Genomic DNA, 15,285 nt, shown 5'->3' on the forward strand with positions numbered 1-15,285 from the left:
GACGTGCTCCGAGCCGATGACGACGTCATCGAGGTCCGTGAACGGCCGCTTCCAGCAGGGTGTCCAGCACTTTCTGCGACGTGCTCAGCCGGCTGATCTCGGCGGCGACCCGAGCACGCTCAGCCAGCAGACCGTCGACCATGCCGGGGCACCCCGACAGCACCGGCTGCTCCGGATCACCGTGTACGCATTGCAACAGGCCCGCGATCGTCGCGGTCGGAAGACCGGCGGCCAGCAGCTTGCGGATGTGGCCGACGACGACCGGCGCCTGGTCGTCGTACTCGCGGTAGCCGTTCGCGTGGCGGGCCGACTCGAGCAGGCCCTGCTGTTCGTAGTACCGGATCATTCTGCGGCTCGCACCTGTCCGCGCCGCGAGCTCACCGATCAGCATCCCCACGCACCTCCGTCTTGACCTTCACACCGATGTCACGGCCTACCGTCCCTGATGACGAGCACAACACAGCCGAAGGGGCGGACATGCCGGGAGTCGTGGTGATCGGGGCGGGACCGGGAATCGGGCAGGCGGTGGGGCGCAGGTTCGCGCGGGAGGGAATGCCGGTGGCGCTGATCGCCAGGCAGCGGCCGGCGCCGGAGCTGGGCAGCATCACGGTGGCCGCCGACAGCACCGACGAGGCGGCACTGCGGACCGCTCTGGACAAGGTCGTGGCCGAGCTGGGGACGCCCGACGTGGTGGTCTACAACGCGGCCAAGATCGCCGCGGACCGGATCGGCGACCTGTCCCTGCGCGAGCACCTGGACGCCTGGGCGGTCAACGTCGGCGGGGCGATCACCGCCGCCGCGCAGCTCGCCCCCGCGATGACGGCGAACGGCGGAGGCTCGTTCCTGATCACCGGCGGGATGCCCGAGACCAAACCGGCGTACGCGAGCCTCTCGCTGGGCAAGGCCGGGGTCAGGGCGCTCGTCAGCCTGCTCGACCAGACGTACGGCGCAGAAGGCCTCCACGCCGCCACAGTGACGGTCTACGGCCCAGTGGCGCCCGGTACGGCGTTCGACCCGGACGCCATCGCCGAGGAGTACTGGGCGCTGCACCAGCAGCCCCGGGACCAGTGGATCCACGAGGTGCACTACACCGGCACCGTGTGAGACTGCGGGCATGGACGAACTCGTTGCCCTGGTGGACGCCGACGGTGTGGTCTGCGGGTCGGCGCCGCGCTCGGTGATGCGGCGCGACAACCTGCGGCACTCGGCGACCGGCGTACTGGTGCGCAACTCCGCGGGTGAGGTCTACGTACACCGCCGGACGCCGACCAAGGATGTCTACCCGGCTCGGTACGACTTCATGGCCGGGGGTGTGATCGCCGCCGGCGAGGACCCGTACGACGCGGTGGTGCGCGAGCTCGCCGAGGAGCTCGGGATCACCGGCGTGGCACTGGAGAAGCTGCCCGAAGGCGACTACGCCGACGAGTTCACCAACTACCACGCGTACCTCTACACCTGCCGCTGGGACGGCCCGATCCATCACCAGCCCGAAGAGGTCGACTGGGGAGCATGGATGGCGGTGCCCGACCTCCTCGCCCGTCTCGACGACCCGTCGTGGCCGTTCGTGCCCGACACCACCGCTCTGCTCGGCGACTACCTCCGGCAGCTCTAGGCAACCTTTTGCCGGTCGGGCGGTCATCAGAGGGTGTGAAGATCATCCTGACCGACGAGACGGAGTACCCGATGGCAGCCGGTCCACCCGCCGGTCCCGGGGACGGCGTGCTCTGGGACCGCCTGCGCGGCGGGGACCGGGAGGCGCTCGGCCTGCTGTTCGACCGGTACGCCGACGACGTGCACGCGTTCGCGTTCCGCCGGACGGCGTCGTGGGCGGCGGCCGAGGACATCGTGCAGACGACGTTCCTGACGACCTGGCGGCGATTCCAGCACAATCCGCCCGGGCCGCTGACCGCGCCGTCGGCCCGGGCCTGGCTGCTGGTCGTCGCCGCGAACGAGTGCCGGACGCTGCACCGCACGGCCCGGCGCTTCCGCAGCCTGCTCGACCGCCTGCCCGACCCACCACCCACCCCGACCACGCCGCCACGGTCGCCCACCGGCTGGACGACGAACGCCGGATGTCCGCCGTACGCCGCGCGCTGGCCAAGCTCCCCCGGCACGAGCAGGAGACGCTCGAACTGGTCGTCTGGGCCGGCCTGACCGTCGCCGAGACCGCGGCCGCCCTCGGCGTTGCCGAAGGCACCGTCAAGGCCCGCCTGCACCGCACCCGCCGCCGCTTCCCCGACCTGCTGTCGCGGGTCGCCCTGTCCGAGGAGTTGTGATGACCACCAAGCTCGATCCCCCGCCGGTGCCGCCGCTCAGCCCGTCCCAGCGCGAGGACCTGCGCCGCCAGGTGATGTCCGCTGTCGACGAAGCGCCGCCGAAGCACCGTCGCTGGGTGGCGCCGGTGGTCGCGGTCGCCGCCGTCACTGCCGTTGTCACCGGAACCCTGGCCGTCACCGGCCGACCGGCCGAGACCGCGCCTCCGGCGGCAAGCCCGACCGCGACTCCGAGTTCCACGCCGACGCCGCCCAGTACGCCGGGCACGGCGCCCAGGTCGTGGCTCCCGCAGGTGGATCTGGGTCCGGTCAGCGCAGCCGAGGCAACGCGGGCCGCGAACGCGTGCAAACTGCCGGGCGTTCGGCAGGTCCGCCCGCTGTGGAGCCGGCTGGTCGCACTGCCGGCCTCGCGCGGGGCGCAGAAGGGCGTCATCGTGCTGACCAAGAGCACTCCCGGTCAGCCGGGCGGGACCTACGGCGAGGGTGTTTTCGCCTGCTTCGCCAACGGCGGCGGCGCGGCGGTGCGGGACACGGACTGGAACAGGCAGCCGACCCCGGCTACCGGCGCAGTGCTGATCAGCAGCGTCGGCATTGTCGGCAGCGAGGGCAGCGGCAAGCCGTCGTTCGCCAGCTTCCAGACGCTGTTCCGGGTCCGGCCGGAGATCGCCCGGATCGAGTCCCGCGCGGTCTGGCCCGAGGGCCACGGCCAGTGGACGCAGGGTGCGGTCGCGAGCGGTTTCGCCTACACGCACAGCACGGCGGTCATCCCCGCCGGGCAGTACCGCGCGACTCCTGAGGGCACCAGCAATCTCGACCAGCAGTTCCGCGCGTACGACGCCGACGGCAAGCCGGTCCCGCTCAAGCCGTAGCCGTCCACCAGCCGGGGTAGCTGGGTCGCGCCGGGGTGAGCGTTCGCTCCGCGGCGGCTCAGCGGTTGGTGAAGCGGGCCACCGCGCGGGCCAGGTTGACGCCGACCAGGCCGCCCCAGCAGATGATCACCGCGATCGTGCCTTCCATGTTGGCGGCGATCGCGGTGATCGGGATGCCGGCCACGACCGACACGATCGCCAGCGCCAGGCCGCCCGGGTCGGAGTCCGGCTTGCCGGCCGGCGGCCTGGGCGCGGTGGGCTCGGGCAGCTGCCCCTGCCCGTACCGGGCGGCGGCGCGCGCGTCGAGCTTGTCCAGGAACCCGTCGATGATCTCGGGTTCGTACTCCGCCCCCAGGTCCTGCCGCGCCGCCACTGCCGCCCGCAGGTCCTTGCGCATCTCGTCCGCCGCCATACCCAGACCGTACGGCGGCCGGCCCTGACTCGGAATAGGGGGAAACCCCGGCCTGCCCCTTTGCGGCGACCGTCCCGTCCCAGGGCTCACGGTAGACCCAGGCCCCTTGCGCACCGGCCGCTCCGGTGCACGTCCCGCCCCGGGTGCAGGTCCCGCCCCGGGTGCAGGTCCCGCCCCGACGCAGGTCCCGCCCCGACGCGGCAGCCGCCCCGGTCCGAGGGTCCGGACCGGGGCGGCTGACGTCGAGGCTGGAGTTACAGGTACTGACCGGTGTTGGTCGCCGTGTCGATCGAACGGCCCGGCTCGGTGCCCTGCTTGCCGGAGATGAGCGTACGGATGTAGACGATCCGCTCGCCCTTCTTGCCGGAGATGCGGGCCCAGTCGTCGGGGTTCGTGGTGTTCGGCAGGTCCTCGTTCTCCTTGAACTCGTCCACGCAGGCCTGCAGCAGGTGCTGCACCCGCAGGCCCTTCTGCTGGTCGTCGAGGAACGCCTTGATCGCCATCTTCTTGGCCCGGTCGACGATGTTCTGGATCATCGCGCCGGAGTTGAAGTCCTTGAAGTACAGGACCTCCTTGTCACCGTTGGCGTACGTCACCTCGAGGAACCGGTTCTCGTCGGCCTCGGTGTACATCCGCTCGACGGTGCGCTGGATCATCCCGTTGACGCACTCGGCCCGGTCGCCGCCGAACTCGCTGAGGTCCTCGGGGTGCAGCGGCAGCGTGGTGGTCAGGTACTTGGAGAAGATGTCGCGGGCCGCCTCGGCGTCCGGACGCTCGATCTTGATCTTCACGTCCAGCCGGCCCGGCCGCAGGATCGCCGGGTCGATCATGTCCTCACGGTTCGAGGCGCCGATCACGATCACGTTCTCCAGGCCCTCGACGCCGTCGATCTCGCTCAGCAGCTGCGGGACGATGGTGTTCTCCACGTCGGAGGACACCCCGGAACCACGGGTGCGGAACAGCGAGTCCATCTCGTCGAAGAACACGATCACCGGCATGCCCTCGGAGGCCTTCTCGCGGGCCCGCTGGAAGACCAGGCGGATGTGCCGCTCGGTCTCACCGACGTACTTGTTGAGCAGCTCGGGGCCCTTGATGTTGAGGAAGAACGACTTCTGCCCCTCCACCCCGGTCCGCTCGGCGACCTTCTTGGCCAGCGAGTTCGCGACCGCCTTGGCGATCAGCGTCTTGCCGCAGCCGGGCGGGCCGTACAGCAGCACACCCTTCGGCGGCTTCAGCTCGTGCTCGAGGAACAGGTCCTTGTGCAGGTACGGCAGCTCGACCGCGTCGCGGATCTGGTCGATCTGGCCACCGAGCCCACCGATGTGGGTGTAGTCGATGTCCGGGACCTCTTCGAGCACCAGCTCCTCGACCTCGGACTTCGGGATCTTCTCGTAGACGTAGCCGGAGCGGGGCTCCAGCAGCAGCGAGTCGCCGGCCCGCAGCGGCTCGTCGAGCAGCGGCGACGCGAGCCGGACGATGCGTTCCTCGTCGGCCTGCGCGATCACCAGCGCCCGCTCGCCGTCGGCCAGCAGCTCCTTCAGCATCACCACGTCGCCGACGACCTCGAAATCGCAGGCCTCGACCACGTTCAGCGCCTCGTTCAGCATCAGTTCCTGGCCGAGCTTGAGCGCGTCCAGGTCAACCGAGGGGCTCGCCGCGACCCGGAGCTTGCGGCCTCCGGTGAACACGTCCAGCGTGTCGTCGTCGTTGCGGCCGAGGAAGGTCCCGAAACCGGACGGCGGTTGCGCCAGCCGGTCGACCTCCTCCTTCAAGGCGATGATCTTCTCTCGGGCCTCGCGCAGCGTTTCCGCCAACCGCTCGTTCTGCGCGGTCACGCTCGCCAAGGACGCCTGGGTTTCGGACAGCCTGCTCTCGAGCGACCGGCTGTCAGCCGGGTGCTCCAGCAAACGACGCCGCAGCGCTGCGACCTCGGCCTCCAGGTAACGGACCTGGTTGCGCAGCTCTGCCGCGGTAGGACTCTCGTCTCCAGCCACGATCATCACCTCACCATGTGGGGCTCGACCCTATGGACCTTACCCAGAAAACCTCGCCGGGCAAGCTGAATCCCATCACGTGTCGGTTGCGGATGAAACCGTTGCCTGGTCGAGCCTGTTGCGCCTTAATACAGCACGGCGCGGACAGAATGGCGCGACGTCAGGGCGTGTCCTGCGCCGATTCGGACCGGCGTGGTCCGGAATAGTCGTCGCCGTAGGCACCGGGCGCCGGCCGGCGCTTCTTCAGCGGGGCCTTCACGCCGGGCGCCATCCGCCGCGCGGTGACCAGGAACGCGGTGTGTCCCTGCATCCGGTGGCCCGGCCGGACAGCCAGTCCCTCGACGTGCCAGTCGCGGACCAGCGACTCCCAGGCCCTCGGCTCGGTGAATTCGCCGTGAGCGCGCAGCGTCTCGACGAAACGGCTCAGCTGGGTCGTGGTGGCGACGTACGCGCAGAACACCCCGCCCGGGGCCAGGGCAGCCGCGACGGCGTCCACGCACTCCCAGGGGGCCAGCATGTCCAGTACGACGCGATCCACGTCGGTCTCGTCCAGCTTGTCGACCAGGTCGCCGACCTCGAGCCGCCAGGCCGGGTGCGCACCGCCGAAGAAGCCGGTGACGTTCTTGCGGGCCACCTCCGCGAAGTCCTCGCGGCGCTCGAAGGAGATCAGCTCACCATGGACGCCGACCGCCCGCAGCAGGGCCGTGGTCAGCGCGCCGGAACCGGCACCCGCCTCGACCACCTTCGCGCCGGGGAAGATGTCGGCCATCGTGACGATCTGGGCGGTGTCCTTGGGGTAGATCACCTGGGCGCCACGCGGCATCGACACCGAGTAGTCGGCCATCAGCGGGCGCAGCGCGAGGTACTCCACGCCGCCCTTGGAGCGGATCGTGACCGCGTCCGGGCCGTCGATCAGCTCGTCGTGCTCGATCCCGCCCTTGGTGGTGTGGAAGACCTTTCCACGCTCCAGGAACACCGAGTGCCGGCGTCCCTTGGAGTCGGACAACGTGATCCACTCCCCCGGCTGCAACGGCCCATGATGAACCCCGGAAAACGCCACATCGGGAAAATCGCGCAGATCAGACATAAGGGGCTCACCCTACTTCGCACCCCCGCCGGGCCCCGAATCCGAGGCTCGTACGCCGTCCGGTCAGCGGCCGCGGAAGGCGCGTTCGACGTCCGCGGTCGCCAGCACGCCGTACACCTGGCCCTGGGCGTCCAGCACCAGGTACTCCGAGGCGGGGTTCTTGCGCAGGGTGGCCAGGATCTCCTCGCCGGTGTCGTTGACGCCGATGATGTGGCCGGCGCTGATCCGGGTGGCGACCTCGCCGATCGTCGTCCACGGGCGCTGGTTCGGCGCGACGGCGGTCACGGCGGCCTCCTGGACCAGCGCGTGCGGCTTGCCCTCGCCGTCGATCACGACGACCGCGCCGGCCTGGCCCTCGGCGGCGAGCCGGACGGCCTCGGAGATCGGCGTACCGGCGTGCACCGCGATCGCGCGGCGGGCCAGGGTGCGGACCTGCAGGGCGGGCAGCTTGCGCCGCAGCCGGGCCTGCATCAGCGACGCGGTCGATCCCATCCACAGGAAGAAGCCGACCGCCAGCGCGATCACGAAGTCGATCAGCGTCGGGTTGCGGTCGAAGACCTCTTCCAGGATCACCGGTGCGGCCAGGACCGCGATCGCGATCACCCGGCCGGCCCACGCCGCCACGACGGTCCCGGTGTGCATGTTGCCGGTGGCCTTCCAGACCGCGGCCCGGACCACCCAGCCGCCGTCCAGCGGCAGGCCGGGCAGCAGGTTGGTGACGCCGACGATCAGGTTGGCGACCGCGAGCTGCATGACGACGGCGTACGCGACGCCCTCGTCGAGCGCCCGCGAGCCGGCGTACGCCGCGCCGCCGACCAGCAGCGAGGCGAGCGGTCCGACGACCGAGATCGCGAACTCCTCCAGCGGCGACTTGCGCTCACCCTCGATGTGCGTGCCGGCCGCGAAGAAGCCCAGGTTGATCTCGGTCACCGAGATCCTGAACCGCAGCGCCATCAGCGCGTGCGCCAGCTCGTGCAGCAGCACCGAGAGCGTGAACGCGACCACGAACGCGAACGACGCGAAGTAGCGCCAGCCGCCGGACAGGTACGGGAACTGCTGCGCGATGATCGCCGAGAAGCCCAGCGCGAGCAGGATCGCGACCGGAAGCCAGGTGAACCGCATGGTCAGCTGGATTCCGCGGACACGACCGAGCACCCAGGTACCGGGCGGCGGGGTGGGCGCCGGCTGGGCGGGATTCTGAGGTTCACGCGGCTCTGACATCGGGGTAAACCTACTGGGCCGCCGGTAACTGCGCGCTACACGCCCACGGTGAGCCGCGCCTGGTACCCGCCCTCGACGTTTCCGCTGACGGTCGCGAGCTGCCGGGCGGCGCCGTCGTCGCGGAACACCAGGTCGCGTTCCAGCGACGTCCGGGACATGTTCTCGGCGCTGCCGTCGTACCCGCTGGTGGCGTAGACGGCCTGGCAGGCGTCCGCCGGCAGCGCGAGCTGGGACGTCGCGCTGATCTTCCCGGCGGCGGTCGCTTCGGTGAGCGACGCGTAGACCTCGAAGTGGATGTGCGGCCAGCGTCCGTCGTACGCCCCCGGGAAGATCGTGCGGAAGGTGACCTTGCCGTTCGCGTCGGCGGCCTGGACGCCGCGCAGGTAGTTCTCGTTCTCGGCGCCGTCGGAGTAGAGCGAGTAGCGGCCCTCGGCGTCGCAGTGCCAGACGTAGACGGCCGCGCCCGCGAGTGGTGTGCAGTTGCCTGCGTCCTGGACCACCAGCTCGACCGTCAGCGGTACGCCGGCGGCGACACCCGAGGCGGACCCGAACGACTTGGTCAGGTCGCTGCGGACGATGCCCGACTCGGTCAGCACGTTCGGTCCGTTGGTCCCGTCACCCGGGAACGGGCCGGCGGTCTCCGCGGGGATCTCGTCGACGCACTCGCCCGCCGTCGTCGGGCTGCTGCTGCCGCCCGGGCTGGCGCTGGCGCCGGTGCTGGGGCTCGTGCTGGGGCTCGTGCTGGGGCTCGTGCTTGCGGACGGCGTACTGCTGTCCTCGGTCGAGCATCCGGCCACCACCGCCAGGCCCGCCCCGGCGAGCAGTCGCAGGACGTTGCGACGGCGCAATGTCCCCAGGTCGTGGACCAGTCCCAGGTCGTGTTCGTGCGGCGGCTTCATCTGCTTCTCCTCGTGTCCGGTGGAACCAGAGTGCCGAGCCGGACCGATGGTTCGCCGAAAGTCGGCTGGGAACTACCGCCGGCTGCGTTGGCGGGCGCTGAGCCGGGCGGCGATCCAGAGCGGGATCGCGGCCGCGGCGGCGGTGAGCACGAGCAGGGTCAGCGACAGCGTGCTCGCGTAGCCCAGTTCGCCGTACTCGAAGGCGCGGCGGTAGATCAGCAGCGGCGCGGTGAGGGTGGCGTTGACCGGGCCACCACCGGTCACCAGCAGCGCGGGCACGAACGCGTTCTGGACGACGACCACCACGTCCCGGACGGCCAGCACGATCACCACCGGCGCCATCAGCGGCAGCGTCACCCGGGTCATCGCGAACCAGGCCGAACCGCCCTCGACCTCGATCGCCTCGTGCAGATGCGCCGGGATGGCGATGCGCGCGGCGAGAGCGACGGTGAACGCCTCGCCGACCTGGAACGCCAGCACCAGCGCGAGCCCGAGCCGGGCGCCCCACGGCGTCGTGAGGAAGCCGGGGTCGGGGACGCCCAGCGCGCCGAGCAGGGCGGGCAGCGGTCCGTACAGCGGGTTCAGGATCCACAGCCACAGCAGCGCCCAGGCCGCGTCGGGGATGGTCGACGGCAGGTACGCCGCGACGCGGCCGACCGTCGTCAGGGGTCCCCGGCGGCGGGCCAGGAGCAGCGCGGCGCCGATCGCCAGGAGCAGCCGCAGCGGTACGACGACCAGGGCGATCAGCGCGCTGACCCCGACCGCGTCCCAGAACGGCTGGTCGCCCGCCAGCCTGGCGAGATTCCGGAAGCCGCTGAACTCCGGGGCGCGGAAGCCGTAGTAGTCGGTGAACGCGAGCGCGCCGGCCAGTGCGAGCGGGGCCAGGACGAGCAGCACAGAGCCCAGCAGGTACGGAACGGCCAGCGGCGACCGCCAGTGCCTGTTCACCTGCGACGGCCGCTGACAGCGTCGAAGTGGTGCTCGTCCTCGGGTCGCCAGGCCACCGACACCCGGTCGCCGACCTTCGGCGCCGCCGTCCACGGCAAGCGAGCGAGCAATTCTTCGTCCACCAGCACCCGGACCAGGCACTCCTCCCCCGCCGGCTCGACCGAGATCACCGTCCCGACCCGACCGCCCTCGTTCTCCTCCCGGCACACCCGCACCCGCTCCGGCCGCACTCCCACCACGATGCCCTCGGCAACGGGCAGGAGGTTCATCGGCAGCGGTCCGACGATGCGCGCGACCGCGGTCGTCGCGGGCTGCGCGTACAAGACCTCGGGACGATCGCACTGCAGCACGCGACCGCCGTCCATCACCGCGACCCGGTCGCCCATCGCCATCGCCTCGAACTGGTCGTGCGTGACGTGCACCATCGGCACGCCGAGCGACCGCTGCACCGCCCGGATCTCGCCACGCATCCGCAGCCGCAGCTCGGCGTCCACCGACGCGAGCGGCTCGTCGAGCAGGCAGACCGCGGGCACCCGGACCATCACCCGCGCCAGCGCCACCCGTTGCCGTTCGCCACCGCTCAGTTCGCCCGGCATGCGCTCGAGCAGGTGCTCGACGTCGAGCGTGCGGGCCACCTCGCGGACCCGGACCTCGACGTCGCGTCGCCGAGCTCCCCGGGCCCGTTCGCCGATGCCGATGTTCGCCGCGACACTGAGGTGCGGGAACAGCGCCCCTTCCTGGAACACCATCGCGACGTCTCGCCGGGCCGCGGGCACCGCCGTGACGTCCCGGTCGCCGATGACGACCCGCCCGGCGTCGAGTGTCTCCAGCCCGGCCACGGCGCGCAGCAGCGTCGACTTGCCCGACCCCGACGGCCCCACGATGACCAGGAGTTCGTCGTCGGCCGCCGTCACGTCGACGCCGTCGAGCGCGACGACCCGCGTACCGGAGTGGGCCCGGAAGCTCTTCCGCGCCCCCTCGACCCGCAGGCTCATCGGCGCCGCAGCAGCGGGTCCGCTTCGGCGCGGATCGCCGCGAGCACCTCGTCGAGCGGTACGCCGTCCTGGAAGGCCCGCTGCAACTGGTTGCCGATGACATCTTCGACCTCGGGCCAGGCCGGCGTCACCGGGGTGTGCCGCAGCTGCGGGATCGCGTCGAGGAACACCTGGGACGACGCCGGCGGCCGGGACGGGCTGAGGAACGCGGGCGAGGTCGCGACCGACCGCAGCGACGGCACGGTGCGGCCGCCGAGTGCGGTGATGGTCTGGCCCTGCTGCCCGACGGCGTACGCGATGAACTTCGCGGCGGCGTCCTGGTGCTGTGAGCTGCTCGCGACGCAGTACGCGTCGGAGTGCAGCACCGACGCCGGCGTCCCCAGCACGGGCAGGCCGGCGACGTCGAAGTCGAGACCGCGCTGCTCGCGCAGCGCCGGCACCTCGACGCGCGAGCTGAGGAACATCGCCAGCTTGCCGGTCATGAACTGCTCGTCGACATCCTGCGCGGCCAGCTGCTGCTTGCTCGGCGTCGCGCCGGTGCCGACCAGGTCGACCATCGCCTGAAGTGCGGCCCGGGCGCGGGGCTCGTGCAGCGTGGTCCGGGTCGGCGTCTTGTCGTCGTCGACGATGCTGCCGCCGCTGCTCCAGATGAACGGCGCCATCCGGGTGATCGACGGGTCGATGCCGACGCCCTTCACCGGTCCCTTGGTCAGCGCCTTGGCCGTCGCCACGAACTCCGCCCAGCTCCAGCCCGCCTTCGGCGGCGTGACTCCCGCCTGGCGGAACAGCGCCCGGTTCCAGTAGACGACCAGGGACGAGATGTTCTGCGGCATGCACTGCAGGGCGTCCTGGTAGCTGAACGCCTTCAGCGGCTCCTCGTAGTAGTCGGCCGTCTTCAGGCCCTGCCGCTCGAGCAGCGGTCCGGCCGGCGCGACGGCTCCGCGCTGCACGAACGGCGCGTACTCGCGGTAGTTGATCAGGAACACGTCCGGGGCGTCGCCCGACGTGAAGGCGGTGGACAGCCGCGTCAGGTGGTCGCCACGAGCCACCGTGACCAACTCCACCTCTCCACCGCCCGCTTCCTTGTACGCCGAGACGAGGCTGCGGTAGACCGCCGCCTCCTCCGGGTCGGCGCCGACCTGGACGGTGATCCGCGCGGGCGGCTGCGATTCGCCGGCCGCGGTGGGTTCGCCGGAGCACGCGGCCGCAGCCAGCAGAACCGCCAGCGTCGGTACGGCGACCAGCCCGCGGAACGACAGACGGGCGTTCACCGGCGCTCCACCGAGGCGAAGAAGGACCGCTGACCGACGGCGAAGGCGAGCACCGCGGGCGCGGTCACCACGACCGCGGCGGCGAGGTAGATCGGGTACAGGGCAGCCTCCATCTCGCTGAGGCTCCGCAGCCCCAGCGCCACCGGCCAGTTGGCGGGTGACGACACCAGGGTCAGCGGATCCATGAACGTGGACCAGTAGAACAGCCCGGACAGCGCCGCGACGGCAACCACCGCGGGGCGGACCAGGGGAAGTGCGATCTGCCGCCAGACGGCGTACGGGCTGAGGCCCTCCAGCGTCGCGGCTTCGAGCAGTGCGCCGGGGATCCGCGAGCAGGCCAGCGCGAACAGCAGCACGTAGAACGGCGTCGTCCCGGCCAGTGCCAGCAGGGCGACAGTGAGCGGTGTGTCGGCGAGGCCCAGCGCACGCAGCAGGACCACTCGCGGCACCCACAGCGCCGCGGCGGGAACCAGCAGCATGAACACCGAGAGACCGACGAGCAGACGGCGCGTCCGGCCCCTCGCCGTCACGATCGCCAGGCCGGCCATGGAGGTGACGACCACGGTGATCGGTACGGCGACCACGACGAGCAGCAGCGAGTTCAGCAGCAGCCGGGTCAGCGGCATGAACCGCGGCACGGTCGAGTAGTTCGACCACTCCGCCGGGTTCGGCCACAGGTCCAGTCCGTCAGGTGGCGGCTGCAGCGGGCGTTGCAGCGACCCGAGCACCATCACCACGAGTGGCGCGAGAAACACCGCGGACACCGCGACCAGCCCGAGGGTCCGCCAGATGGCGGGCCGTCGGGCCGGTCGGGAGCCGGGTTGCCGGGTCAGAGCTCGGCTGATCTCAGGTGCGCGGATCTCAGCTGGTCGGATCTCAGTTGGCGTCCGCGAGCGAGGTGGTCCAGATGCTCCGGCCGTACGTCGCGGCGTACAGCGTGGAGCTGCCGGCCGGCAGGTCGATGTCGTTGATCGGCACCAGCGGCAGGTTGGCGCCCACCTTGACCCAGGTCTGGCCCAGGTTGGTGGTCCGGAAGACGCCGACGTCGGTGGCGATGAACAGCCACGACTTCTTGCTGGGGTGACGGATGACGTCGTTCACCGGCGCCTGCGGGATCTTCTTGCCGGCGATGTCGGCCCAGGTGCGGCCGCCGTCCCTGGTCATCACCAGGTGCGGGTAGTCCTCACCGGAGCGCCAGCCCGAGAAGCTCGCCCAGGCCACCGCCGGGTTCTGCGGGTCGACCGTGATCCGGGTGACCCAGCGCCCCGGGAAGACCGGGCTCTGCAGCTTCTCCCAGGTCACCTGGTCCGGTGCCGCCATGGCGTTGCGGCTGACCCACATCAGCCCGCTGTCGGTACCGGCGTAGACCAGGTTGGCGTCGGCCGGCGTCGTCCCGATGGCGGTGACGGTGCCGAACCCCGGAGCGCGCGGCTCGGTGCCCTCGGTCAGGTCGGGGCTGATCCGCTGCCAGGTCCGCTGACCGGCGTCGGTGTTGATCCGGCTGACGTACTCGCTGGCGCCGAACAGGTGCCGCGGGTCGGCGGCGAACTCCAGCGGGGCGACCCAGTTCTTCCGCGCGCCGGGGATCGTCATGGTGTAACCGACGCCGTCGACGAAGCCGCGGCAGCCGCCGTTCTGCGAGCAGCCGTAGTACTTGCGGTCGTTGGTCGGGTCGATCCGGTTCATCATGCCGTCGCCGCCGACGAAGTTGAACCAGTCGCCGTTCACGGAGTTGTCGGCCGCCCAGGACTTCAGCGAGCCGTTGTCCTGCGATCCCGCGTTGAGCCGCCGGCCGTCCTGCACCGAGACGTCCATCGCGTAGAACTGCGTGACCGGCAGCTTCGGGGTCTTGGCCCACAGGCCGCGGGCGGCGCCGTTCTCGGTCGACCAGTAGAAGCCGCCGTCGTTGCCGAGGTACACCTTGCCCGGTGTGAACGGGTCCCACTCGAGCCCGTGCTGGTCGGCGTGCGGGGTCTGCGACGTCGTCCAGGTGAGGCCGCCGTCGCGGCTCTCGGCGAGGCTGACACCGGCGGCGAAGACGTGCTGCGGGTCGGCCGGGTCGACGTACACGCGCCCGAACCACCAAGCGAACCCGCCGCTGATGGACTGCAACGTGCCGCCGCTGGTCGGGCCGACCGCGGTCCAGGTGGCGCCGGCGTCCGCGCTGGTGAAGAAGCCGTTGAAGTTGCCGCCGGCCGTGCTGGAGATCAGGTACGCGCGGTTGGGGTCGCTGTCGCTGAAGTCGACGCCCATCCGGCCGACGTACGTCGCGGTGACCGGCTGGCCCTCGACGTCCACGCTCTGCGGCAGCGGCGGCTGGTGGATGTTCGCCCAGGTCCGGCCGCCGTCGGTCGAGCGGTACAGGAACGAGTTCTTGCCGTAGATGCGGGACTTCTCGTCGCGGATCTTGTCCCAGGTGGTGGCGAGCATGACGTCGGGATTGTTCTTGTTGATGCTGACGTCGATGGCGCCGGTCGAGGCGCTGCCCGGGACGATCACGCGGGTCCAGCTCAGGCCGCCGTTCTCGGTCATGAACAGGCCGCGGGTCGGCTCGGTGTCGTGCAGCGCGCCCATCACCGCGACGAACACGCGGTTGTCGTTGCGCGGGTCGATGACGATCTGGCCGATCGTGTCGCCGTCGCGCAGCCCCATGCTGGTCCAGGTCTTGCCGCCGTCGGCCGACTTGTAGACGCCCTTGCCGTAGTACGCCGAACCGCCGCCGTGGTCGGGCTCGCCGGTGCCGGCCCAGACGACACCACGGGAGTCGACCGCGACGGCGCCCATCGACTGGGGCAGCTGGTCGTTCCACGCGGTGGCGAAGGTGGCGCCGGCGTCGTTGGACCGCCACAACCCGCCGGTCCCGGTGGCGATGTAGACGACGTCCTTGGTGGTCGGGTCGGCCGCGACGTCGCGGATCCGCCCGCCGATGTTGCTCGGGCCGAGACCGGACCAGACCTGGTCGGTGCTCGGTGAGCCCTTCGCCGCGACGCCCAGCTGGTCGGACTGGGCGATCGCCTGGCTGACCGCCGCGTCCGGGATGGAGCCGTCGGCGTTGGCGCGCTGGAGGTACATCCACTCCTCCGCGCCGACCGGGTTGGCGGTGGCCGTCTCGGAGGTCGCGGCCAGCGCACCGGTGCCGGGAGCGCTGGACGAAATGGAGCTGGGGCCGACAAGGGCGGCGAGTGCCACCGCGGCGATGATCGGGACAAGGGGTATCTTGCGCAGGGCCACGCGTGCCTCCGGTACTACAGGGGGCGCCTCACACGCCACGGTGGGCGTCACCGTAACCGGCGGCGGCGGGTTCCACCAGCGTTCG

At 71.1% G+C, this 15,285-nt stretch carries 16 protein-coding genes; 5 read left to right on the forward strand and 11 right to left on the reverse strand.

What is annotated here, in order from left to right; genetic code table 11:
* Positions 1 to 25 precede the first annotated feature (25 nt).
* Positions 26 to 391 (reverse strand): MerR family transcriptional regulator, encoded by a 366-nt coding sequence (locus ACQPXM_RS21770; protein ID WP_432935873.1) that lies wholly within the window; start codon positions 389 to 391, stop codon positions 26 to 28.
* 86 nt (positions 392 to 477) lie between these two features.
* Here ACQPXM_RS21770 and ACQPXM_RS21775 point away from each other — a divergent pair, with 86 nt between their 5' ends.
* From ACQPXM_RS21775 to ACQPXM_RS21795, 5 genes are read left to right on the forward strand one after another with little or no spacing between them, the layout of a single operon-like run.
* Complete coding sequence (locus ACQPXM_RS21775) at positions 478 to 1,104, forward strand: SDR family NAD(P)-dependent oxidoreductase (RefSeq protein WP_432935875.1); 627 nt, start codon at positions 478 to 480, stop codon at positions 1,102 to 1,104.
* 10 nt (positions 1,105 to 1,114) lie between these two features.
* Entirely contained in the window at positions 1,115 to 1,612 is a 498-nt protein-coding gene (locus tag ACQPXM_RS21780) for an NUDIX hydrolase (RefSeq protein ID WP_432935877.1), read from the forward strand.
* A gap of 35 nt (positions 1,613 to 1,647) precedes the next feature.
* Positions 1,648 to 2,154 (forward strand): RNA polymerase sigma factor, encoded by a 507-nt coding sequence (locus ACQPXM_RS21785; protein ID WP_432935879.1) that lies wholly within the window; start codon positions 1,648 to 1,650, stop codon positions 2,152 to 2,154.
* Entirely contained in the window at positions 2,073 to 2,276 is a 204-nt protein-coding gene (locus ACQPXM_RS21790) for an RNA polymerase sigma factor (protein WP_432935881.1), read from the forward strand. Before ACQPXM_RS21785 ends, ACQPXM_RS21790 begins: the two co-directional genes overlap by 82 nt.
* Positions 2,276 to 3,142: a hypothetical protein gene (locus ACQPXM_RS21795; RefSeq protein WP_432935884.1), complete on the forward strand. Its 867-nt coding sequence runs from the start codon at positions 2,276 to 2,278 to the stop codon at positions 3,140 to 3,142. Before ACQPXM_RS21790 ends, ACQPXM_RS21795 begins: the two co-directional genes overlap by 1 nt.
* A gap of 58 nt (positions 3,143 to 3,200) precedes the next feature.
* Here ACQPXM_RS21795 and ACQPXM_RS21800 read toward each other — a convergent pair whose 3' ends face one another.
* The 10 genes from ACQPXM_RS21800 to ACQPXM_RS21845 all read right to left on the reverse strand — a co-directional run bounded on the left by ACQPXM_RS21800 (position 3,201) and on the right by ACQPXM_RS21845 (position 15,200).
* Positions 3,201 to 3,554 carry a hypothetical protein gene (locus ACQPXM_RS21800; RefSeq protein WP_432935887.1) on the reverse strand — a complete coding sequence of 118 codons (354 nt, stop codon included), beginning with the start codon at positions 3,552 to 3,554 and terminating at the stop codon, positions 3,201 to 3,203.
* Between the two features lie 254 nt (positions 3,555 to 3,808).
* Entirely contained in the window at positions 3,809 to 5,554 is a 1,746-nt protein-coding gene (gene arc / locus ACQPXM_RS21805) for a proteasome ATPase (protein WP_432935890.1), read from the reverse strand.
* 154 nt (positions 5,555 to 5,708) lie between these two features.
* Positions 5,709 to 6,635 carry a tRNA (adenine-N1)-methyltransferase gene (locus tag ACQPXM_RS21810; RefSeq protein ID WP_432935892.1) on the reverse strand — a complete coding sequence of 309 codons (927 nt, stop codon included), beginning with the start codon at positions 6,633 to 6,635 and terminating at the stop codon, positions 5,709 to 5,711.
* Between the two features lie 63 nt (positions 6,636 to 6,698).
* Positions 6,699 to 7,856 carry a site-2 protease family protein gene (locus ACQPXM_RS21815; protein WP_432935894.1) on the reverse strand — a complete coding sequence of 386 codons (1,158 nt, stop codon included), beginning with the start codon at positions 7,854 to 7,856 and terminating at the stop codon, positions 6,699 to 6,701.
* A gap of 35 nt (positions 7,857 to 7,891) precedes the next feature.
* Positions 7,892 to 8,755: an intradiol ring-cleavage dioxygenase gene (locus ACQPXM_RS21820; RefSeq protein ID WP_432935897.1), complete on the reverse strand. Its 864-nt coding sequence runs from the start codon at positions 8,753 to 8,755 to the stop codon at positions 7,892 to 7,894.
* Between the two features lie 72 nt (positions 8,756 to 8,827).
* A complete protein-coding gene (locus ACQPXM_RS21825) occupies positions 8,828 to 9,703 on the reverse strand; it encodes a carbohydrate ABC transporter permease (RefSeq protein ID WP_432935899.1) in 876 nt (291 codons plus the stop codon).
* Positions 9,700 to 10,698, reverse strand: a complete 999-nt coding sequence (locus ACQPXM_RS21830; protein WP_432935901.1) for an ABC transporter ATP-binding protein — start codon at positions 10,696 to 10,698, stop codon at positions 9,700 to 9,702. The genes ACQPXM_RS21825 and ACQPXM_RS21830 overlap by 4 nt, the downstream gene beginning before the upstream one ends.
* The gene (locus ACQPXM_RS21835) at positions 10,695 to 11,969 is read right to left on the reverse strand and encodes an ABC transporter substrate-binding protein (protein WP_432935903.1); all 1,275 of its coding nucleotides are present in this window, start codon (positions 11,967 to 11,969) and stop codon (positions 10,695 to 10,697) included. Before ACQPXM_RS21835 ends, ACQPXM_RS21830 begins: the two co-directional genes overlap by 4 nt.
* Positions 11,966 to 12,733 (reverse strand): ABC transporter permease subunit, encoded by a 768-nt coding sequence (locus ACQPXM_RS21840; protein ID WP_432935905.1) that lies wholly within the window; start codon positions 12,731 to 12,733, stop codon positions 11,966 to 11,968. The genes ACQPXM_RS21835 and ACQPXM_RS21840 overlap by 4 nt, the downstream gene beginning before the upstream one ends.
* A gap of 112 nt (positions 12,734 to 12,845) precedes the next feature.
* Positions 12,846 to 15,200: a WD40/YVTN/BNR-like repeat-containing protein gene (locus ACQPXM_RS21845; protein ID WP_432935908.1), complete on the reverse strand. Its 2,355-nt coding sequence runs from the start codon at positions 15,198 to 15,200 to the stop codon at positions 12,846 to 12,848.
* Positions 15,201 to 15,285: the final 85 nt, after the last annotated feature.

Origin of the sequence: Kribbella sp. CA-253562, assembly GCF_050942265.1 — a bacterium.
GTDB lineage: Bacteria > Actinomycetota > Actinomycetes > Propionibacteriales > Kribbellaceae > Kribbella.